This window comes from Pantoea sp. SJZ147, assembly GCF_007828605.1.
Classification (GTDB): Bacteria; Pseudomonadota; Gammaproteobacteria; order Enterobacterales; family Enterobacteriaceae; genus Pantoea; species Pantoea allii.
The window spans coordinates 209,220-229,160 of sequence record NZ_VIVB01000003.1 but is presented as its reverse complement, the minus strand read 5'-3'; the positions used below and the strand labels follow the sequence as shown (position 1 = coordinate 229,160).

Below are 19,941 nucleotides of genomic sequence, written 5' to 3'. Positions count from 1 at the left end.
TGTGCAAAAAAGGTAACACATGCAAAAAACCATTTTGATCACGGGCTGTTCGAGCGGCATTGGCCTGGTGGCGGCTAATGATCTGCTGGCGCGCGGTTATCACGTCATTGCGGCCTGCCGTAAAGCTGAAGATGTGGCGCGAATGCAAAGCCTGGGCTTTACCGGGCTGCTGTTGGATCTGGACGATCCTGACAGCGTTGACCGCGCCGCCGATGAGGTTTTGGCGCTCACAGATAACCGGCTGTTTGCCCTGTTCAACAACGCCGGCTTTGGTACCTATGGTCCGTTAAACACCATTACGCGTCAGCAATTCGAACAGCAGTTTTCCAGTAATGTGTTTGGCACCCATCAGCTTACTGTGCGGCTGCTCCCTGCTTTAAAGGCGTTTGGCAATGCCCGCATCATTAATACCAGTTCGGTGCTGGGCTTGATTTCCACGCCGGGGCGTGGCGTTTATGCTGCCAGTAAATACGCGCTGGAAGCCTGGAGCGATGCATTACGCATGGAGCTGCACACCAGCGGCGTGCGCGTCAGCCTGATTGAACCGGGTCCAATCCAGAGCCGCTTCACGGATAATGTGACGCAGGGCGAGCAGGATAATCCGGTGCTGAATCCCGGTCTGGCGGCGCGATTTACGCTGCCGCCTGAAGCCATTTTACCTAAGCTGCGCCATGCGCTCGAAAGCAAACATCCACGTTTACGTTATCCGGTGACGCTGGTCGCACACGCGATGGGCCTGTTGAAACGCCTGCTGCCAGGCTGGATACTGGATCGCATAATTCGCAGTCAGTAAAGGTATTGCGCGAATACAACTTGAAGCAGGGGCGGTCGGCCCCATATTCTTTAAACATTTTCTGCAAAGAGACTTAGTCATGTCACCACACGCTTCGATTATCGACATTAACGAATCCAACCTGCAACAGACCCTTGAGCAGTCAATGCAGATACCGGTGCTGTTCTACTTTTGGTCGGATCGCAGCCAACATTGCCAGGAACTGACGCCCGTGCTGGAACGGCTGGCTCAGGAATATGCGGGCCAGTTTATCCTTGCCAAACTGGACTGTGACAAAGAACAAAGGGTGGCGTCCCAATTTGGGTTGCGCTCCATCCCCACGGTTTACCTGTTCCAGAACGGCCAGCCTGTTGACGGTTTCCAAGGACCACAGCCGGAAGATGCCGTGCGCGCACTGCTGGAAAAAGTGCTGCCGCGCGAAGAAGAGTTAAAAGCCCAGCAGGCCATGGCACTGATGCAGGAAGGCAAACCGCTGGACGCATTACCTCTGCTAAAAGAGGCCTGGCAGCTTAGCAACAAAGACAGCGAAATCGGTTTTCTGCTGGCAGAGGTGCTGATTACCCTTAACCGCAGTGATGAGGCTGAAACGGTACTCAACGCCGTGCCGTTGCAGGATCAGGACACCCGTTATCAGAGCCTGATCGCCCAGATCGATTTACTGAAACAGGCGGCTGACACACCCGAAATTCAGCAACTGCAATCCCAACTGGAAACTGACCCGGAAAACGCCGAACTGGCGACCAAACTGTCGCTGCAACTGCATCAGGTCGGTCGTAATGAAGAAGCACTGGAACTGCTGTTCAACGTTATTAAGCGTGATCTGAACGCCGCTGACGGTCAGGCGCGTAAAATGTTGCAGGAGATTCTGGCGGCATTAGGCACGGGCGATGCGCTTGCCGCACGCTATCGCCGTCAGCTTTATTCCCTGCTTTACTGATGTAAGCAGAAAACGGGCCGAACGATTTGGCCCGTTCATCTGACAACCTGGAGGTTATATGCTCACCGTCATTCCTGTACTTATCCTGGTCGCCCTGGTCACCGTCTGGTCCGGTGTGAAAATTGTTCCACAAGGCTATCAGTGGACAGTCGAACGCTTTGGCCGTTATACCCGCACGCTTCAGCCCGGCCTGAGCCTGGTTGTCCCCTTTATGGATCGTGTCGGCCATAAGATTAATATGATGGAACGGGTGCTGGATATTCCCTCTCAGGAGATCATCTCCAAAGACAATGCCAACGTCACTATTGATGCTGTCTGTTTTGTGCAGGCTATCGATCCGGCGCGGGCAGCCTATGAAGTCAGCAATCTGGAACTGGCGATCCTTAATCTCACCATGACCAATATGCGTACCGTGCTGGGCAGCATGGAGCTGGATGAAATGCTGTCTCAACGTGACAGTATCAATACCCGCTTACTGCATATTGTTGACGAAGCCACCAATCCGTGGGGCGTGAAGATCACCCGAATCGAAATTCGTGATGTCCGCCCACCACAGGAACTGATTGGTGCCATGAACGCGCAGATGAAGGCGGAGCGGACCAAACGTGCCGATATTCTGACGGCGGAAGGCGTGCGTCAGGCCGAAATTTTACGCGCAGAAGGTGAAAAGCAGGCACAGATACTGAAAGCCGAAGGAGAGCGGACCTCCGCCTTCCTGCAAGCTGAAGCGCGCGAACGCCAGGCTGAAGCGGAGGCTCGCGCCACGAAGATGGTGTCAGAAGCCATAGCCGCTGGCGATATTCAGGCGGTGAATTATTTTGTGGCGCAGAAATACACGGATGCGCTGCAAAAAATTGGTGAATCCAGCAACAGTAAAGTCGTCATGATGCCGCTGGAAGCCAGCAGCCTGCTGGGTGCGATTGGTGGCATCAGTGAGCTGTTAAAAGAAACCCGCAACGAGTCGAAACGCTGATGGTGAGCGAGATCGTCGCACATCCGCACTGGTTCTGGCTGACGCTGGGCGGGTTATTACTGGCGGCAGAAATGCTCGGCACGAACGGCTATTTGCTCTGGAGCGGGCTGGCCGCCATGCTGGTCGGCATCACGGAATGGTTTTTGCCGCTGAGCTGGACCGCACAGGGCTGTCTGTTTGCCGTGTTGACGCTGGCCAGTGTATTTATCTGGCATCGCGTGATGCGTTACCGTGAGCGCAACCAGCAGCCAAACTCACTTAACCAGCGCGGCAACCAGATGATCGGCCTGCAGCTAACCCTGGACAGCGCGTTGCAAAATGGCATTGGTCATGTTCGCATCGGTGACAGCAGTTGGCGTGTTCAGGCAGACCAGAATTTGCCAGCAGGCGCGCTGGTCGAGGTCGTCGCGGTGGAAGGGATCACCCTGCGCATTCAGTCACGCTTGCCGCCAACCTGACTGCAGCAGCCTGCCAGGTTATTAATGATGGGGCAGTCAGCGCTGTCGTTGCCCGGACACGCCGCCGCCAGCGCCAGCAGCCGAGCGCGCATGGCGTGCAGCTCTTCAATATGTGCAGCAATTTCATCGGCTTTTTGCAACGTGCGGGCTTTCACATCCGCGCTGTGGCGATCGGGATCGTTAAACAGCCCGACCAGCTCGCGGCACTCATCCAGGGTAAAACCCACCTGGCGTGCCTGCCGCAATAAATTCAGTTCATCAAGATGGTGCGAATTATAATGCCGGTAGCCGTTATCGCCGCGTAATGGTGGCGTTACCACGCCCTTTTCTTCATAGAAACGGATGGCCTTGCTGGTTAATCCGGTCTTTTTCGCCACGGCACTAATGTTCATAACAGTTTTCCTGACCTTCCCCTTAACAGGGGGATTCTAAAAAGCACAGCCCGCGAGCTGCCGGGCTAAATCAGTATTTCATTATACTTCACTCAACCCCGGATTTACCGTTTTGCCCCGAGAACCGGCGCAGCAAAGGCAGTTCATAAAGAAAATTATAGCTCACCGTGCCGAGTAAAACGGGCTATGTCTTTGTATTAGAAGCCATGCGAAAGCTTCAGCATCGCTCAACTTTTAGTTTCAATAAACGTGAATGAAGCATAACCACCTATACAGGCTCAAACTCTGGGCCGCCTTTCATTTCGACATCAACCCAATAAAATATAAGAATAAAAATCTTGTCGATACGGAAAAATCCGATAAAATACCGCCGATTTGTAACAAATAACTATTCCTAAAAAATATAAAGGGGATTGGATTATGGCGTTAGTCAGCTGTCCAGAATGTCATAAGGAAGTGAGTGATTCAGCATTACGTTGTCCATCATGTGCAAAGCAGCTTAAAAAGCCGCGTCGTTCTTTTTTTGGCAAAATGGTTAAGTGGGTTTTCATCCTGTTTAACATTTTCATGGCCTATTGCCTTTTCGCGGGATTAGGTGGAAGTGGCGATGTGATAAATAACGCAGCTTCCGATGCAGAAAAAGCCGGTGCCGCGGTTGGCGCTGGTTTAGGTTTAATGGTGATTGGTACCTTTTGGGTTATTGGCGACATAATTATCGGGACGCTTGTCTTCTTCACTCGCCCCAAGAGATGATTAACCTACACTGCGCGCCTGCGCGTTGTTGCTCGAAACAAAGGTTCGCTTACGGTGAAGCTTCTGCAAAAGGCGCGTGGCAGCAAGCTATCCAGCTACAGCTTTCCCTCAGAAAGCGTTTACTGACTCAGGCCTGATGAAAGTTAAAAAAGCCCTGCTTATTAAGCGGGGCTTTTTCGTTATGGAATCCCCACGGGTGCCGACGCGCGAGTCGCGGTATTCCAGCTGTGATTAAAATTTATTAATTCAGTCATTCAGCATTTGACCTTCCCCTTGATGGAAGGTTTAACCTGAGCCACAGTCATATCTGAACGAGCACCCCTTACATCCGACAAAGGAGTCAACCATGTCAAACACGATTGTTCTGGCGCTGGACGGATTGTCCTGCGGCCACTGCGTAAAACGCGTCAAGGAAGCGCTCGAAGGGCGCGACGATGTCGAGCAGGCTGAGGTTACACAGCAGGAAGCCAGCGTGTCGGGCTATGCAGAGGCGACAGCCCTGATCGCCACCGTTGAACAGGCGGGCTACCATGCAACATTAAAAGCTGCGGGCACCCGCCCAAAGCCTGAGCCGTTGACAGCAGCAGAGCCGCCGCCGGAGGCGCTGACAACGGAGTCCCCTTCTCTTCCGGCAACCGAAAACCTGGCCGCTCACGTGCTGCTCATCGAGGGGATGAGCTGTGCCAGCTGCGTCAGCCGGGTAGAGAAAGCCCTTGAGCAGGTCAGTGGCGTGCAGCAGGCCCGGGTGAATCTGGCCGAGCGCAGTGCGCTGGTGATGGGTAACGTTGAACCCCATAAGCTGGTCGCCGCCGTGGATGCAGCCGGCTACGGGGCTGAAGTGGTCGACGACGAACAGCAACGCCGCGAGAAGCAGCAGCGCAGCGCCCGACGTGCCATGCAACGCTTTAGCTGGCAGGCAGGTATCGCACTGTTGTTTGGCGTGCCGCTGATGATCTGGGGCATGCTGGGCGACAATATGATGCTCACTGCGGATAATCACACCACCTGGCGGGTGCTCGGCATCGTAACGCTGCTGGTGATGGTGGCCGCAGGCGGTCACTTCTATCGCAGCGCCTGGCGCAGCCTGGTTAACCGCAGCGCAACGATGGATACCTTAGTGGCACTGGGCACGGCCGCCGCCTGGATCTACTCCTTCAGCGTGGTGATCTGGCCTGATTTTTTCCCGCAGCAGGCGCGCCATCTCTACTTTGAAGCCAGCGTGATGATTCTCGGCCTGATCAACCTGGGTCATGCGCTTGAGCAACGTGCACGCCAGCGCTCATCCCGAGCCCTGGAGCGCCTGCTCGATCTGACACCGGATCTGGCCAGAGTGATAACAGACCAGGGGGAAACCCTGATGCCGGTCAGTGCGGTACAACCCGGTATGACTCTGCGGCTGGTGGCGGGCGATCGCGTACCCGTCGATGGCGAAGTGCGGGAGGGCGAGGCCTGGTGCGACGAGGCAATGCTCACCGGTGAGGCGGTGCCGCAAAGTAAAACGCAGGGCGATAGCCTGTTTGCCGGCACGCTGGTGCAGGACGGAACGGTGCGCTTTATTGCCCGCGCAACCGGCGGCAACACCACGCTGGCGCGCATTATTCAGTTAGTGCGTAAGGCCCAGAGCAGTAAGCCGGATGTGGGCCGTCTGGCCGATCGTATCTCTGCCGTGTTTGTGCCGGTCGTCGTGCTTATCGCTCTGCTCAGCGCCGCGGTCTGGTATATCGCGGGGCCAGCGCCACAAATGGCCTATGCTCTGGTCGTGGCGACCACGGTACTGATTATTGCCTGTCCCTGTGCGCTGGGCCTGGCCACGCCGATGTCGATCATCGCCGGTACCGGACGCGCCGCCGAATATGGTGTGCTGGTGCGCGATGCGGATGCACTGCAGCGCGCCAGCCATATTGATACGCTGGTGTTTGATAAAACCGGAACGCTGACAAGCGGCACGCCGCAGGTCACCGATGTGGTGAGCTGGAACGGCAGTACGCGTCAATCGGTGCTGTCTGCGGCGGCAGCGCTGGAGCAGATGTCGGGTCATCCGCTGGCGAAAGCAATCCTTGCAGAAACAGGGGAGACTGTTCGAGCCGATATTGCGCAATTTCGTACAATACGCGGCAAAGGCGTAAGCGGCATACTCAACAACAGGACGCTATTACTCGGCAATGTCAGCCTGCTGAATGCGCACGGCGTGGATTGCCAACCGGCTCTGGCAGAGATTGACAGACTCACCCGGCAAGGCGCGACGCCGGTATTGCTGGCAGAAGACGGGCAGCTTACGGGACTGATTGGCTTGCGTGATACGCTGCGGCCCGAGGCAAAAGCAGCCTTGCAAAGGCTGCATCATGCGGGCTACCGACTGATTATGTTGACCGGGGATCATGAAAATACGGCCCAGGTTATTGCTCATGAGTCCGGTATTGATGAGGTAATTGCTGGCGTGCTGCCCGAAGGCAAAGCCGATGCGATTAGCCAGTTGCAACAGCAAGGGCAACGCGTCGCGATGGTGGGCGATGGCATTAATGATGCCCCGGCGCTGGCGCAGGCTGATGTCGGTATTGCGATGGGCGGCGGCAGCGACGTGGCTGTGGAAACCGCAGCGATTACCCTGATGCGAGCCGATCTGCATGGCGTAGTCGATGCCTTGAAAATTGCCTCCGCCACCCTGGGCAATATCCGGCAGAACCTGTTTGGTGCGTTTATCTATAACATTATCGGTATTCCCTTGGCGGCGGGCGTGCTCTTTCCCTTTACTGGCCTGCTGCTCAGCCCGGTGTTTGCCGGGGCAGCGATGGCGCTGTCGTCCATCACCGTGGTGAGTAATGCTAACCGCCTGCTGCGCTATAAGCCCCGCGTTTAGCAATAACTGCCCTGCTCTGTCTTTCGTGACGCGATCCCGCTAGCATGGTTTCTTTAACACAGTGAAGGACAGGGAATGACAGCGCGCCTTTTGCAACGTTTACGTAACTGGATTAACCCGCTTTTCCCTACCAGTTATCGTTGGCCAGCCGTAGATATTCAGTCTGGCGAATGCCGGTTTCATCTGGTAGGAAGCATTCATATGGGCACTCGTGACATGCAGCCCCTGCCGGTCCGGCTGCTACAGCAGTTACAAAAAGCCGACGCGCTGGTTGTTGAAGCGGATATTACTCAGGGAGGATCGCCGTTTGAAAACACGGAGGAACGTCCGCCACTGACCGCCAGAATGGATGATGAGGCGCTGGCGAAGCTTGAAACACTGTGTAATGAAACCGGTTTATCCCTGAGCCGGTTCGATACCTTACCGGCCTGGCAAATTGCCCTGATGTTACAGGCTCAGCAGGCGCAGCGGCTGGGTTTGCGTCCTGATTACGGCATTGATTATCAGCTACTGCAGGCGGCGCGGGCGATGGATAAACCCGTGATTGAACTGGAAGGTGCGCAGGCACAAATCACCCTGCTGAAATCATTACCTGACGACGGCATGGCGCTGCTGGCAGATACGCTCACCCATTGGCACACTAACGCGCGCATGTTGCAAACGATGGTGAGTTGGTGGCTGGAAAGCCCGCCGCGCGAGCCGCAAATTGCTCTGCCTGCGACCTTCAGTCAGACACTGAACGACACGCTGATTAGCCAGCGTAACAGCCAGTGGTGCGATTATTTACGCACTCTGCCTGCTGGTCAGTACGTGGTAGCGGTCGGGGCACTGCATTTATACGGCGAGAACAACCTGCCGGGCATGATGCGCGCGGAATAAAACGAGCAAAAAAAGAGAGCCGACAGTCATATCGGCTCTTCAAAGAGGAATGTGTTAATGATTTTAGTTGTCGCCAACAACAGGATTGCTGGCGCGAGGCAATTCTCGCCTAAAGCACATTATTTCGCCACATTTATTGTTCAATAATACGTAATAAGATTTTTCCGAATAAGAGACTACCATGACGCCTGCGGTAAAACTGCTGGAAAAACAAAAAGTCAGCTTCACTTTGCATCCTTATGAACATGACAGCAACGAAACCAGTTTTGGTGACGAAGCGGTCCGTAAGCTAAATCTGGATGCCCGGCAGGTGTACAAAACCTTGCTGGTGGCGCTGAATGGCGAGGCTAAACACCTTGCTGTGGCGGTCACGCCTGTCGCCACCCAGCTCGATCTCAAGAAGGTGGCAAAGGCGTTCAATGCCAAAAAAGCCGAGATGGCCGATCCCATGCTGGCGCAGCGCATCACCGGTTATCTGGTGGGCGGCATCAGTCCGCTGGGGCAAAAAAAGCGGTTGCCGACGGTGATCGACAGCTCGGCTAACGACTTTGCCACGCTGTTTATTTCAGGCGGTAAGCGCGGGCTGGATATTGAATTGAGCCCACAGGATCTCTCCCGGCTGTTGGATGCCCCGTTAGCGGATATCGCCCGGCGCGATTAAGCCGGTGGCAGCGCACAGAGTTGATCGATCATCCAGCGCCCAGCGGGACCGGGCGGATTGCGGCGTGACCACACCACTTCGACGGCAATGCGCTGCGGCCATCCCGCTATTGGCAGTTCCCGGAGTACACCGTGCCCGCACTGTTTCACCAGCCAGCGGGGTAAAATACTCCAGCCAAAACCCTGTTCCGCCATTTCCAGCAGCACATAATAGGTCTGCGCAGACCAGGCGCGCCCTTTCGGCGCGCTCTCACGTTTCGCTGTCCAGGTATTAAGACGAAGATGACGAAGCGGTTCAAGCTGACTTTCGTTTACCGAGGATTGTTGGGCCACGGGATGATCCCGATGCAGATAAATACCTAACTCGGCATCGACCTGTAGCCGGGCGACCGCGATGTCGGCAGGAAGCGTCGGCTGGGCACGTATCACTCCAATGTGGGCCCGTCCCTCTTGCAACAGCTCCAGGACATCCGCATCTTCCGCCGCGATCCCTTCCAGCTCCACATCCGGGTAGTGCGCCTCAAACTGCTTCAGTAAACGCTGGTGGTAGTCGGTTTGCCAAAAGTCTGACACCGCCACGCTCAGCCGCGGCTCAACGCCTTCAGACAGCCGCGTTGCCAGCGCATCCAGTCGCTCACTGGCGGCAAGAATTTGCTGCACCTGAGGCAACACGCGTCGCCCCTGCTCGGTGAGCAGTGGCTGGCGACCGCGCCGGTCAAAGAGGGCAAAACCCAGATCTTCTTCCAGATTGACCACGGCCACACTGATGGTGGACTGACTTTTTTTCAGTGCACGAGCGGCGGCAGAAAACGATCCGCTGGCCACGGTCTGTACAAAAGCTTCCAGAGATTCGGGTGAATAACGCATGTAAACCATCGCTTTTATCGATAGATGATCATTTTATCTTAGCATTTTGACGTGGGAGAATGCGCAACCTGAACAAAGGAGATCGAAATGCAAACCCGTTCAATCACAGAACGCATCGCACATGCCACCCTGTTTGAAGGTCTGGCCATCGTCACTATCGCCCCGCTGGCGGCATGGATTATGGATAAACCCCTGTTTCAAATGGGTGCGCTGGCGATCATGTTGTCTACGGTGGCGATGCTGTGGAATATGATTTACAACAGCGTGTTTGATCGGTTTTACCCGGCCGGGCAGAAACGCAGCGCCCTGCTTCGTATCCTGCACGCGCTGGGCTTTGAAGGCGGTTTTATCCTGATAGGTTTGCCATTGGCCGCCTGGATGCTGGAGATTTCGCTGTGGCAGGCCTTTTTAATTGAAGTGGCGTTTTTTCTGTTCTTTCTGCCCTACACCTTTGTCTACAACCTGGTCTGGGACAAGCTGCGTCCGCACTGGTTAGCCCGCAAATCCTGCCGCGTCTGATAAACAGCAGGGAGGCCACCTCCCTGCTCGTGCTTAATGCTGCGTCGCGCTTTCACTGTTCCAGTGTCGGATCCATGTCAGCACCATTTTGGGATAGCGCCGAAGCGGCGTCGCTTCTTTCGCGCCATTCTGCGGCGTGGCCGCGGGCTCAGCCTGATAGATAACACTTTCATGCGGCTGGTAGTCGTTGACGTTCACCGGAGAATGCGTGCTCACCCAGTCTCGCAACACCTGGGCATCTGGCTTGCCGCTGTTAACATAACCCGGATGCGTATCAATTCGCGGATAGCCATCACCGCCTGCGGCATTAAAACTGTTCGTCGCCATACGGTAGGTTTTTTCATCCGCCAACGGCTGGCCGTTGATGCCCACCTGACTGACTGCATTGCCGTTAGCGATGAGGCTGACATTGGCTAACTGGGCGAAGCCGCCTGAATCGGGTTTGATATTTGCCACCACCGCCAGATAGCGTCTGATTTCTGCGCCCGTCATCGTCACGGAAACCACATGATTGCCGAAAGGTTGTACCTGTAACAGATCGCGCCAGGTTACCGGGCCTGATTTAAGCGAAGTGCGGATACCGCCGCCGCTCATCACAGCAAAGTCAGCCTGCGTCGCCGCCATCTGTGCACGCAATATCAACTGCCCGATAGCGCTTTGTGTAAAGCGCACTGTCTCTTTTTCGCCGGGGAAATCCCCTTTCATGCTGCCGACATTCACCAATAGTTTGGCATCAGCTCGCTTTTGAAAAGGCGTCAGTAATTTCATCATTGCGGTGTTATTGGGGATCGCTTGCTGCCAGGTAAGCCAGGACTCACTGCCATCATGGTTTTTGATTTTGTGCTTGAGGTTAACCGGTATGAGTTGATAGGCCTCCAGGGTTAATTCCCCATTGCGATAGATAAAATCGCCGCGGCCCACGTATTTGCCCCATTTTTCCGCCTGCATAATCCATACGCCGTTCTGACGGTCAGGCTGACAGGGTTGGCCTGGCAGGTAGTCTTTACGACTGACATTCTCTTTTTCCATACATACCGCATCATGAGAGTGCCCGCCGACGATCACATCAAGTGTGCCTTTCGGCAGACTGCGCGCCAGCGTCACGTCACCTATACCGTTACTGCCGTGCTTACCATCGTCGTAATGACCAAGATGAGTTAATGCCACGATAACGTCTGGCTTGTCGCTGGCACGCAGCTCGGCCACGGCCTTTTCCGCTTCGGTAACGGGATCGCGGAATTCGATGTCGGTTAACTGTGCAGGGTTCGTCAATTTGGCGGTATCCGGCGTGATCAACCCGAGCACAGCGATTTTCAGCCCCATGCGCTGAAAGACAGCCCAGGGTTTAAACAGGCGTTTACCAGTGCTTTTTTGGTAGACGTTAGCGGCCAGGAAAGGGAATTTGGCCCATTTTTCCTGTTTACGCAGGACGGCGAGCGGTTTATCAAACTCGTGATTACCCAATGTCATGGCATCATAGCCAATCAGGTTCATACCGCGGATATCGGGTTCAGCATCCAGTTCATCCGATTCAGGCACGCCGCTGTTAACATCGCCCGCAGACAAAATTAGCGCGCCACCGCCTTTGGCCTGGATGGCGTAACGTTGCGTATCCATCAGCGTTTTTTGCGCAGCCAGCCCATATTCGCCCTGCTCATTAAACCAAAAATGACCATGCTGATCGTTGGTGTGCAGAATGCTGAAACGGTAGCTCCGGTCAGGCTGGGCGGCCTGGGTTAATATGGATGACAGCATCACCAGTAGTGCCAGACCTGCTCTTGCCCATCGAGATAACACCACAGCCCTTCTCCTTTAATGATTGTCCGTTTAATCCTGCGGGAAACAGGCCTTTTCTGTATTGCATCTTAACCGCGGTGGCCCAGCGTCCATAAGGCGTTGTCTGTTCCAGTATGGCCGATAATGTGGCCCGACAGGCAACCCCAGTGGTTCGATTTTACCTGCCGCGCACTCTAACACCGCGAATACAGGACGCGCGTAAGTTGCCGTACCGTTATTCTTTTGTTTATTAAATAACCAACAGGGTTAACAGCTTCATCGTTATGTTGATGAAGTTAACATCATAATGATTTTCCGCATTGATGCGTACGTCGTAAAAATAAACATACCCGAGATCTTCACCGCGCGGTTCCGTTATGCCATCACAATAGATTGTTTTAGCATCACTTCCACGACAGGCAGCTATACGTCAGGTCGGTGCGTGATCTGCCCCTCCGACCCAGGCGGCTAAATGGCTTCAGCAAATCCCGATCTGATTGCGGTTAGTGACTGTTGTCAGCGCATTAGCGCGTCATTGACGTCACCTCTGTGTCATTTAAGGGGAGTAAAATTTTAATCTTGTGCTCTCGGCTCAGCGCTGAATCAGTCGATAAGCGGGATAAGTGATAAAAACAGCCTTTCGATTGCATTTTTCTTGTATTTGCATATTTTTTTCTGTTAATCCCACAAATTATTCAGCGATCCTTTCCGATATGCATTAAACTCATTTGTTACAACCGGATACATTTACATCCAAGGAGACTGGCATGCATCACACCACACCGTTGATTACGACTATCGTCGGGGCTCTGGTCCTGGCTTTTCTCCTTGGCATGCTGGCAAACCGATTACGAATTTCACCCTTAGTGGGTTATTTAGTCGCCGGCGTGCTGGCGGGGCCTTTTACGCCGGGGTTCGTGGCAGATACCAATCTGGCACCCGAACTCGCGGAACTTGGTGTTATCCTGCTGATGTTCGGCGTCGGTCTGCACTTCTCACTGAAGGACCTGATGTCGGTAAAGCGGATAGCCATTCCCGGTGCTATCGCGCAGATCGCCGTGGCGACCTTACTGGGAATGCTGATGTCGTGGGCGATGGGCTGGTCATGGATGACGGGCTTAGTGTTCGGTTTGTGTCTTTCTACCGCCAGTACCGTGGTGTTGCTGCGCGCACTGGAAGAACGCCAGCTTATTGAAAGCCAGCGCGGCCAAATCGCGATTGGCTGGTTGATTGTTGAAGACCTGGTAATGGTGCTCACGCTGGTCCTGTTACCCGCCATTGCCGGCATGATGGAGCAGGGAAATGCCAGCGCCAGCCTGGTGATATGGGATCTGGTCTGGACCATCGGTAAGGTTGCCGCCTTTATGGTGTTAATGATGGTGGTGGGCCGCCGTGCTGTGCCCTGGATTCTGGCGAAAAGTGCCGCCACCGGCTCGCGTGAGCTGTTTACGCTGGCCGTATTAGCCCTGGCGCTGGGGATTGCGTTTGGTGCCGTCGAGTTCTTTGATGTTTCCTTTGCCCTGGGCGCTTTCTTTGCCGGTATGGTGCTGAACGAGTCCGAGTTAAGCCAGCGCGCTGCCCGTGACACGCTGCCGCTTCGTGATGCCTTTGCGGTGCTGTTCTTTGTCTCTGTCGGGATGCTGTTTGATCCGATGATTCTGGTAAAAGAGCCGCTGGCGGTGCTGGGTGCGCTGGTGATTGTCGTCATAGGGAAATCTGCGGCAGCCTGGCTGCTGGTATCGCTGCTGGGCCATTCACGCCGAACTGCAATGACCATCTCGGTCAGCCTGGCGCAAATTGGTGAGTTTGCCTTTATTCTCGCCGGGCTTGGCATCTCGCTCGGCCTGCTGGATGAAGAAGGGCGTAGCCTGGTGCTGGCTGCTGCAATCCTCTCGATTATGATCAACCCGGTCCTGTTTACGTTGCTGGGCCGTTACCTGTCCCGTAACGAAACGATGGAGCAACAGACGCTGGAAGAGGCGCTGGAAGAGGAGCAGCAGATTCCCGTGGATGTCTGTCAGCATGCGGTGATTGTCGGCTATGGCCGCGTAGGCAACCTGCTGTGTGAACAACTGACGGCGCTCAATATCCCGGTAGTCGTGGTTGAAAGTTCGATTCCACGCGTGAAAGCGTTACGCGATCAGGGTGTCCGGGCGGTGCTGGCCAATGCTGCCCGTGCCGACACCATGGCGTTAGCCCGCGTAGACTGTGCGTCCTGGCTGCTGATCACGATTCCCAACGGTTACGAGGTGGGAGAAATCGTCACCGCCGCCCGCCAGAAAAAAGCGGACATCAACATCATTGTGCATGCACATTACGACGATGAGGTGGAGTACATTCTGGAACGCGGCGCAAACTATGTGGTGATGGGCGAACGCGAGATTGCCGCCAGCATTATTCAGAAACTGCAGGACGACATGGCGCAGGAGCAGCACAAGCTGGCCAGTGAAGGCCGCAGTTAAGCACCGCAGTCTGACTCACGCCCCGCATCACATTGCGTCGATGCGGGGCGGTTTATCTCTCCGGACTTAACGATCCCAGTAAGACTCTTCCAGACTGTCTTCCCGCTCGGGTAAACCGCGCGTCAGTCGGGGCGAGTGCTGATTCAGCACCTGATAACTGACCCGATTCGCATATTTACAAACCTGAGCCAGCGACGAATAGGTCAGATAAGCGCGCGCATGTTTACTGGAATTGGGCACATTACGGCGATGATAGTTATTTGCCGTAATATCGTGCAGTAACGCCGCAAGCGCGCCATCCCCTGCCCCGTTGGTATTCATTATCTTCTCCGGCCCGCCCATATAAGGGGCGATATGAGAGAAAATGCGTAACGGCTGCTGGCAATCCTGTTTGCGCATCGCGCGGCTAAATTCGTACAGGTTGAATTCTGCAATCGCGCCCGGCAAGAGCGGATGATTCGTTTTGCGCTTAAACGCATCTTCGGTATAACCGGCCATATACAATCCGGTCGGTCCTGCGGTACACAACACCAGATCAACCCATTCCAGTGCGATATCCGATGCCAGCAGAGGATCGGCTTCGCCCGTCAGCGCCAGGGCTTCTTCTTCATTCATCGCCACAATAGAAACATGATCGCGCAGAAAATCGCGCCAGAACTGTGGATTGTCGCCAATCACATGTTTGGTGCCCAGCGTCAGCACCACGGGCACGTTATGGCGCTTCGCGTATTCAATCGCTTTTAACGTTGCCTCGGGCATAGGCTCACCTGCTTCACTGCGGATGAGATAGGAGGTCAAGACCAGGGCAGAAGCGCCTGCGATAACGTCTTCCGGGACGTTTTCCGCCTTAAGCTGGTTCATTTGCCCCGGGCTGATGGCAAAGGTACGATCGCCCTGATCGCCAATCAGCGTAAAGCAGCGACCTATCGCGCCGTCTACGCCCTGCAGATAGTTAAGGTCCATTCGGCTGGAGGTATTACAGAGATAACGGTAGGCATAACCGCCAATCTGGATATTGTTACACATCACGCCCAGCAGTACGGAACGGTCATCCGCCAGCACCGAGAAATTATGCAGCGTATTACCAATCGTGCCGCCCGCGAACTGATGGGTCACCAGTTCGTCACGCATGAGTTCAGCATACAGCGCTTCCGCAACGGCATCGTCAATCACCAGCGAATGACCGGCGCTCAGGCCGTAGCGAACAAGAAAAGCATCATCGACTTTAGCTTCGATATCGACCAGCGTCTGATCGATGCCGACCACCCAACTGCCGTCTTCACTATCAAACGGGGAGGACTGCAACAGCGGATCGCGGGCGCTAACGGGGAAGTAGTGTTTGGATTTACGTTTGCCGGGAAATTTCATGGTAACTGCCGTGAGGAAAAACAGGCAGAGAAGCATATCACATTCTCTGCCGTGACTTTAACGGCGCGCGTTGACCTATTGCGTCATCATCTCAATGTGTTCTTCAGCGGCATTCAGCACAGAGATATCTGCACGTTTCAACCCAACGCCGTGCACCACGTTTTCACTGCGCATCTCTTCAGGGTTGCCAGACTGCCTGCTGACAAGCAGGACGCATTCTGGCACTAAATTGACCCGTCGCAGCCGGGCTTATCTTGCTGATTATGGTTTCTTGATGAGGGGATGCGAGAAAACGAAGGGAATGGTCACGGAGAGGCAGGAGAGAAAAGCGATGACGGCAAAAGGGGCCAGCGAACCCGGCCCCAATAAGCTTAGCCGAGAATCTTAGCCAGCTCTGCACTCACGTCGGCCACATTGCGTGTACCGTCAATTTTGTGATACTCGGTGTTGCCCGCTTCCGCTTCTTTACTGTAGTAAGCAATCAGCGGCGCAGTCAGATGATGGTATTCCACCAGACGTTTGCGGACCGTTTCTTCCTGATCGTCTTTACGAGTGGTCAGCTCATCACCGGTCACGTCATCTTTGCCTTCCACTTTCGGTGGATTGAATTTGACATGGTAAACACGGCCTGACGGCGCGTGAACACGGCGGCCCACAATACGCTCAACAATCAGTTCATCCGGTACGGCGAACTCCAGCACATAATCCACTTTAATACCGGCTTCTTTCATTGCGTCAGCCTGAGGAATGGTGCGTGGGAAACCATCAAGCAGGAAACCGTTTTTGCAATCTTCCTGCGTGATGCGCTCTTTAACCAGCGCAATGACCAGCTCATCAGTAACCAACTTGCCGGCATCCATGATGGCTTTCGCCTGGTTGCCAAGTTCGGTGCCAGCTTTAACAGCTGCACGCAGCATGTCGCCAGTGGAGATCTGCGGAATGCCGTATTTCTCCATGATGAATTGGGCTTGAGTCCCCTTACCTGCGCCCGGAGCTCCGAGCAGAATAATACGCATTGCGTAAATCCCCTTGCGAATCGCATTGATGAATCTGAGAAGCGGAAGAACATACCATTATGACCCGCCCATCACAAGAAAACGGCGGGTCAGGAAAAACTAGTGTACTGGCTTTAGCGCGCGATAGCAGTGCGTCAGGTCAGTCAAAGGCCATTTTCGGACTGGTGGCTTAAGCTGAAGGGATTTCGTCGCGTTTGCGCAACAAAACCGCTCACCGACAGCCGGCCAGCGTCGCAGAAAGAAAAAAACCGGTGAGGTTATCACCGGTTTTATCGTTTTACGCCGTCAGTAACTGGTTCATACGGCGGATAAACTGGTTAGGATCGTCCAGCGTACCGCGCTCTGCCAGCAGTGCCTGATCCAGTAACAGCTCAATCCACTCACCAAAGCCAGTTTCATCCTGCGTCTCCGCCACGCGTTTCACCAACGGGTGATCGGGATTGATTTCAAAGATGTATTTCACTTCTGGCACGTCCTGACCTGCTGCGGCGAACAGTTTGGCCATTTGGGTGGTCATTTCGTTCGCATCCGTGGTCACAATCGCTGGCGTATCGGTCAGACGATGCGTGAGGCGCACGTCTTTAATACGCTCACCCAGCAAGGTCTTCACGCGCTCAACAAACGGCTCCAGAGCTTTTTCGGCTTCTTTCTGCTCTTCCGTCTCTTCGTCAGCCAGTTTATCCAGCGTATCATCAGCTTTGCTGACAGACTGGAAGGTTTTACCGTCGAACTCGGTCAGGTAGCTCATCATCCACTCGTCAATGCGATCGGACAGCAGCAGAACTTCGATACCTTTCTTACGGAACAGCTCCAGATGCGGGCTGCTGTTGGCGGCGGCATAGCTGTCGGCCGTGATGTAGTAGATCTTCTCCTGCCCTTCTACCATGCGACTGACGTAGTCTTCCAGCGAGACAGTTTGCGCCGCGCCTTCGCTTTGGGTAGTGGCAAAGCGCAGCAGTTTGGCAATCGTTTCTTTGTTTGCGTGATCTTCCGCCGGACCTTCTTTCAACACCAGACCGAATTCTTTCCAGAACGTCTGGTATTTCTCGCTATCGTCTTTCGCCAGTTTATCCAGCATCTGGAGAACACGTTTGGTCAGCGCGCCACGCAGGCTCTGGGTTACGCGGCTGTCCTGCAGGATTTCACGCGATACGTTAAGCGGCAGATCGTTTGAGTCAATCAGGCCACGCACGAAGCGCAGGTAATTCGGCATAAACTGCTCAGCGTCATCCATGATAAACACGCGCTGCACGTACAGCTTCAGGCCATGTTTATGATCGCGGTTCCACATGTCAAAGGGCGCGCGAGCCGGGATATAAAGCAGGCTGGTGTACTCCTGTTTACCTTCTACGCGGTTGTGGCTCCAGATAGCCGGGTCGCTAAAATCGTGGGCGATGTGTTTATAAAACTCGTTGTACTCTTCATCGCTGATGTCTGATTTGTTGCGGGTCCACAGTGCCTGGGCTTTATTGATTTTCTCCCAGGTGGTGGTGCCGGTTTCTTCATCTTTGCTTTCGATTTCTACCGGCAGGGCGATGTGATCGGAGTATTTTCCAATAATATTGCGGACGCGCCAGCTGTCGAGGAACTCATCTTCGCCTTCGCGCAGGTGCAGGGTAATTTCAGTACCGCGCTCGGCTTTGCTGATATCGGCAATGGTGTAATCCCCTTCGCCAGCCGATTCCCAGAAAACGGCTTCGTCTTCTGCCGCGCCCGCCGCACGGGTGCGCACAGAGACTTTATCTGCGACGATAAATGCAGAGTAGAAACCCACACCAAACTGACCAATCAGTTGGCTGTCTTTTGCCTGGTCTGAACCCAGAGATTCCAGGAAGGATTTGGTGCCTGACTTAGCAATAGTTCCCAGGTTTTCAATCACTTCATCACGACGCATGCCGATACCGTTATCGCTGAGCGTAATGGTCCGGTTGTCCTTATCCACAGAGAGACGCACACGCAGGTCGCCATCGCCTTCATACAGGCTGGCATCAGACAGCGCGCGGAAACGCAGTTTATCTGCCGCATCCGAAGCATTGGAAATCAGCTCACGCAGGAAAATCTCTTTGTTTGAATAGAGAGAATGGATCATCAGGTGCAGAAGTTGTTTTACCTCTGACTGAAAGCCACGAGTCTCTTGTCCTTTCATGGTCATTGCTACCTCAACAGAATCAGATTTAACGAACGTTGAGGAGGATGTGGGGATAAATGAGAGGTTTTCAAGCCGGTGTCTTTCACAACACCGGCAAGCGTTTAAAATTTAATCTTTTGCCGACCGGCCAGCGAGTGGGACAGCGTGGTGCCATCCACCATTTCCAGCTCACCGCCCATCGGAACCCCATGCGCAATACGGGTGGCATCAACGCCATACTGACCGCACAATTCAGCGATGTAGTTCGCGGTGGCTTCGCCTTCCACGGTAGGATTGGTGGCCAGAATCACTTCATGAAGCGTTTCTTTTTCCAGCCGTTGTTCCAGTCGGTCAAGACCGATATCGCCCGGACCAATGCCGTCAAGCGGCGAAAGATGGCCCATTAACACGAAATAACGGCCGGCAAATTGCCCGGTTTGCTCAATAGCATGGATGTCGGCCGGACTTTCCACCACGCAGATTTGACCATTTTGCTGACGCCGTGGATTGGCGCAAATGGTACAGATTTCCTGCTCGGTGAAGGTGCGGCAATCGGCACAGTGGCCGATTTCCGACATGGCCCGGGTCAGTGCCTGCGCCAGCCGCATTCCGCCACTCCGATCGCGCTGTAGCAGTTGAAACGCCATGCGTTGTGCCGACTTAGGCCCAACGCCGGGTAAACAGCGCAATGACTCCATTAATGACTCTAGCAGTGGGCTGGTTTGCATCAGAACGGCATCTTGAAGCCTGGTGGCAGCTGCATACCTGAAGAGACAGAGGCCATTTTCTCTTTCTGCACTTCATCAATGCGGCGAGCGGCGTCGTTGAACGCGGCGGCAATCAGGTCTTCCAGCATATCTTTGTCGTCCTCAAGCAGGCTCGGATCGACTTCTACCCGGCGGCAGTTATGGGCACCGTTGATCGTGACCTTAACCATGCCAGCACCTGATTCACCCGTGACTTCCAGGGCGGCAATTTCTTCCTGAACCTGGGCCATTTTGTCTTGCATCTGCTGGGCCTGTTTCATCAGGTTGCCCAATCCGCCTTTACCAAACATAGTTTTCTCTCTCTGCTGAGGCTACAACGCGGTTTATTCAGACCGT

Annotated in this window: 19 protein-coding genes; 10 read left to right on the top strand and 9 right to left on the bottom strand. The window is 54.5% G+C overall.

Going from position 1 to position 19,941, the window contains the following annotated elements; translation table 11 throughout:
- Positions 1 to 19: 19 nt before the first annotated feature.
- The 4 genes from FBY13_RS06355 to FBY13_RS06340 all read left to right on the top strand — a co-directional run bounded on the left by FBY13_RS06355 (position 20) and on the right by FBY13_RS06340 (position 3,161).
- Positions 20 to 793, top strand: a complete 774-nt coding sequence (locus FBY13_RS06355) for an SDR family oxidoreductase (protein ID WP_063878691.1) — start codon at positions 20 to 22, stop codon at positions 791 to 793.
- A 79-nt stretch (positions 794 to 872) separates the two neighbouring features.
- Positions 873 to 1,730, top strand: coding sequence for a co-chaperone YbbN (locus FBY13_RS06350; RefSeq protein WP_063878690.1), 858 nt, complete (start codon positions 873 to 875; stop codon positions 1,728 to 1,730).
- 58 nt (positions 1,731 to 1,788) lie between these two features.
- On the top strand, positions 1,789 to 2,703 hold the full coding sequence (locus FBY13_RS06345; protein WP_063878689.1) for an SPFH domain-containing protein: 915 nt from the start codon (positions 1,789 to 1,791) through the stop codon (positions 2,701 to 2,703).
- A complete protein-coding gene (locus FBY13_RS06340; protein WP_145393758.1) occupies positions 2,703 to 3,161 on the top strand; it encodes an NfeD family protein in 459 nt (152 codons plus the stop codon). The genes FBY13_RS06345 and FBY13_RS06340 overlap by 1 nt, the downstream gene beginning before the upstream one ends.
- Here the strand turns inward: FBY13_RS06340 and cueR are convergent.
- Positions 3,137 to 3,553: a Cu(I)-responsive transcriptional regulator gene (gene cueR / locus FBY13_RS06335; RefSeq protein WP_063878687.1), complete on the bottom strand. Its 417-nt coding sequence runs from the start codon at positions 3,551 to 3,553 to the stop codon at positions 3,137 to 3,139. The genes FBY13_RS06340 and cueR overlap by 25 nt on opposite strands.
- A 420-nt stretch (positions 3,554 to 3,973) precedes the next feature.
- Here cueR and FBY13_RS06330 point away from each other — a divergent pair, with 420 nt between their 5' ends.
- The 4 genes from FBY13_RS06330 to ybaK all read left to right on the top strand — a co-directional run bounded on the left by FBY13_RS06330 (position 3,974) and on the right by ybaK (position 8,703).
- A complete protein-coding gene (locus FBY13_RS06330; RefSeq protein ID WP_109717122.1) occupies positions 3,974 to 4,306 on the top strand; it encodes a hypothetical protein in 333 nt (110 codons plus the stop codon).
- 346 nt (positions 4,307 to 4,652) lie between these two features.
- Positions 4,653 to 7,163 carry a copper-exporting P-type ATPase CopA gene (gene copA, locus FBY13_RS06325; RefSeq protein ID WP_145393757.1) on the top strand — a complete coding sequence of 837 codons (2,511 nt, stop codon included), beginning with the start codon at positions 4,653 to 4,655 and terminating at the stop codon, positions 7,161 to 7,163.
- A gap of 75 nt (positions 7,164 to 7,238) precedes the next feature.
- The gene (locus FBY13_RS06320; protein WP_145393756.1) at positions 7,239 to 8,042 is read left to right on the top strand and encodes a TraB/GumN family protein; all 804 of its coding nucleotides are present in this window, start codon (positions 7,239 to 7,241) and stop codon (positions 8,040 to 8,042) included.
- A 181-nt stretch (positions 8,043 to 8,223) separates the two neighbouring features.
- Positions 8,224 to 8,703 carry a Cys-tRNA(Pro)/Cys-tRNA(Cys) deacylase YbaK gene (gene ybaK, locus FBY13_RS06315; protein ID WP_063878684.1) on the top strand — a complete coding sequence of 160 codons (480 nt, stop codon included), beginning with the start codon at positions 8,224 to 8,226 and terminating at the stop codon, positions 8,701 to 8,703.
- Here the strand turns inward: ybaK and FBY13_RS06310 are convergent.
- Positions 8,700 to 9,569, bottom strand: a complete 870-nt coding sequence (locus FBY13_RS06310; protein ID WP_145393755.1) for a LysR family transcriptional regulator — start codon at positions 9,567 to 9,569, stop codon at positions 8,700 to 8,702. The two genes, ybaK and FBY13_RS06310, sit on opposite strands and share 4 nt — an antisense overlap.
- A gap of 87 nt (positions 9,570 to 9,656) precedes the next feature.
- Here FBY13_RS06310 and FBY13_RS06305 point away from each other — a divergent pair, with 87 nt between their 5' ends.
- A complete protein-coding gene (locus FBY13_RS06305) occupies positions 9,657 to 10,088 on the top strand; it encodes a multidrug/biocide efflux PACE transporter (protein ID WP_145393754.1) in 432 nt (143 codons plus the stop codon).
- 33 nt (positions 10,089 to 10,121) lie between these two features.
- Here FBY13_RS06305 and ushA read toward each other — a convergent pair whose 3' ends face one another.
- Positions 10,122 to 11,843 carry a bifunctional UDP-sugar hydrolase/5'-nucleotidase UshA gene (gene ushA / locus FBY13_RS06300; RefSeq protein ID WP_370513139.1) on the bottom strand — a complete coding sequence of 574 codons (1,722 nt, stop codon included), beginning with the start codon at positions 11,841 to 11,843 and terminating at the stop codon, positions 10,122 to 10,124.
- A gap of 788 nt (positions 11,844 to 12,631) precedes the next feature.
- Between ushA and ybaL the strand changes: the two genes are divergently transcribed.
- Positions 12,632 to 14,326: a YbaL family putative K(+) efflux transporter gene (gene ybaL / locus FBY13_RS06295; protein ID WP_145393752.1), complete on the top strand. Its 1,695-nt coding sequence runs from the start codon at positions 12,632 to 12,634 to the stop codon at positions 14,324 to 14,326.
- Positions 14,327 to 14,392: 66 nt separating this feature from the next.
- On the opposite strand, the gene FBY13_RS06290 is transcribed toward ybaL, so the two are convergent.
- The 6 genes from FBY13_RS06290 to FBY13_RS06270 all read right to left on the bottom strand — a co-directional run bounded on the left by FBY13_RS06290 (position 14,393) and on the right by FBY13_RS06270 (position 19,895).
- Entirely contained in the window at positions 14,393 to 15,694 is a 1,302-nt protein-coding gene (locus FBY13_RS06290) for an inosine/guanosine kinase (protein WP_145393751.1), read from the bottom strand.
- Between the two features lie 75 nt (positions 15,695 to 15,769).
- Positions 15,770 to 15,919 (bottom strand): hypothetical protein, encoded by a 150-nt coding sequence (locus FBY13_RS23385; RefSeq protein WP_186440790.1) that lies wholly within the window; start codon positions 15,917 to 15,919, stop codon positions 15,770 to 15,772.
- Between the two features lie 146 nt (positions 15,920 to 16,065).
- Positions 16,066 to 16,710 carry an adenylate kinase gene (gene adk / locus FBY13_RS06285; protein ID WP_063878679.1) on the bottom strand — a complete coding sequence of 215 codons (645 nt, stop codon included), beginning with the start codon at positions 16,708 to 16,710 and terminating at the stop codon, positions 16,066 to 16,068.
- 277 nt (positions 16,711 to 16,987) lie between these two features.
- Positions 16,988 to 18,862: a molecular chaperone HtpG gene (gene htpG, locus FBY13_RS06280; RefSeq protein ID WP_145393750.1), complete on the bottom strand. Its 1,875-nt coding sequence runs from the start codon at positions 18,860 to 18,862 to the stop codon at positions 16,988 to 16,990.
- Between the two features lie 98 nt (positions 18,863 to 18,960).
- Positions 18,961 to 19,566, bottom strand: a complete 606-nt coding sequence (gene recR / locus FBY13_RS06275; protein WP_063878677.1) for a recombination mediator RecR — start codon at positions 19,564 to 19,566, stop codon at positions 18,961 to 18,963.
- Entirely contained in the window at positions 19,566 to 19,895 is a 330-nt protein-coding gene (locus FBY13_RS06270) for a YbaB/EbfC family nucleoid-associated protein (RefSeq protein ID WP_013024920.1), read from the bottom strand. The genes recR and FBY13_RS06270 overlap by 1 nt, the downstream gene beginning before the upstream one ends.
- Between the last annotated feature and the right edge of the window lie 46 nt (positions 19,896 to 19,941).

Excerpts from the sequence above, each read along its gene's own strand:
- FBY13_RS06305 (WP_145393754.1), top strand. The coding sequence starts at position 9,657 with ATGCAAACCCGTTCAATCACAGAACGCATCGCACATGCCACCCTGTTT.
- ushA (WP_370513139.1), bottom strand. The coding sequence starts at position 11,843 with ATGCTGTCATCCATATTAACCCAGGCCGCCCAGCCTGACCGGAGCTAC.
- FBY13_RS06345 (WP_063878689.1), top strand. The coding sequence starts at position 1,789 with ATGCTCACCGTCATTCCTGTACTTATCCTGGTCGCCCTGGTCACCGTC.
- htpG (WP_145393750.1), bottom strand. The coding sequence starts at position 18,862 with ATGACCATGAAAGGACAAGAGACTCGTGGCTTTCAGTCAGAGGTAAAA.
- FBY13_RS06340 (WP_145393758.1), top strand. The coding sequence starts at position 2,703 with ATGGTGAGCGAGATCGTCGCACATCCGCACTGGTTCTGGCTGACGCTG.
- FBY13_RS06355 (WP_063878691.1), top strand. The coding sequence starts at position 20 with ATGCAAAAAACCATTTTGATCACGGGCTGTTCGAGCGGCATTGGCCTG.
- FBY13_RS06330 (WP_109717122.1), top strand. The coding sequence starts at position 3,974 with ATGGCGTTAGTCAGCTGTCCAGAATGTCATAAGGAAGTGAGTGATTCA.
- ybaL (WP_145393752.1), top strand. The coding sequence starts at position 12,632 with ATGCATCACACCACACCGTTGATTACGACTATCGTCGGGGCTCTGGTC.
- recR (WP_063878677.1), bottom strand. The coding sequence starts at position 19,566 with ATGCAAACCAGCCCACTGCTAGAGTCATTAATGGAGTCATTGCGCTGT.
- FBY13_RS06320 (WP_145393756.1), top strand. The coding sequence starts at position 7,239 with ATGACAGCGCGCCTTTTGCAACGTTTACGTAACTGGATTAACCCGCTT.
- FBY13_RS06270 (WP_013024920.1), bottom strand. The coding sequence starts at position 19,895 with ATGTTTGGTAAAGGCGGATTGGGCAACCTGATGAAACAGGCCCAGCAG.
- cueR (WP_063878687.1), bottom strand. The coding sequence starts at position 3,553 with ATGAACATTAGTGCCGTGGCGAAAAAGACCGGATTAACCAGCAAGGCC.
- copA (WP_145393757.1), top strand. The coding sequence starts at position 4,653 with ATGTCAAACACGATTGTTCTGGCGCTGGACGGATTGTCCTGCGGCCAC.
- FBY13_RS06350 (WP_063878690.1), top strand. The coding sequence starts at position 873 with ATGTCACCACACGCTTCGATTATCGACATTAACGAATCCAACCTGCAA.
- adk (WP_063878679.1), bottom strand. The coding sequence starts at position 16,710 with ATGCGTATTATTCTGCTCGGAGCTCCGGGCGCAGGTAAGGGGACTCAA.
- ybaK (WP_063878684.1), top strand. The coding sequence starts at position 8,224 with ATGACGCCTGCGGTAAAACTGCTGGAAAAACAAAAAGTCAGCTTCACT.
- FBY13_RS06310 (WP_145393755.1), bottom strand. The coding sequence starts at position 9,569 with ATGCGTTATTCACCCGAATCTCTGGAAGCTTTTGTACAGACCGTGGCC.
- FBY13_RS06290 (WP_145393751.1), bottom strand. The coding sequence starts at position 15,694 with ATGAAATTTCCCGGCAAACGTAAATCCAAACACTACTTCCCCGTTAGC.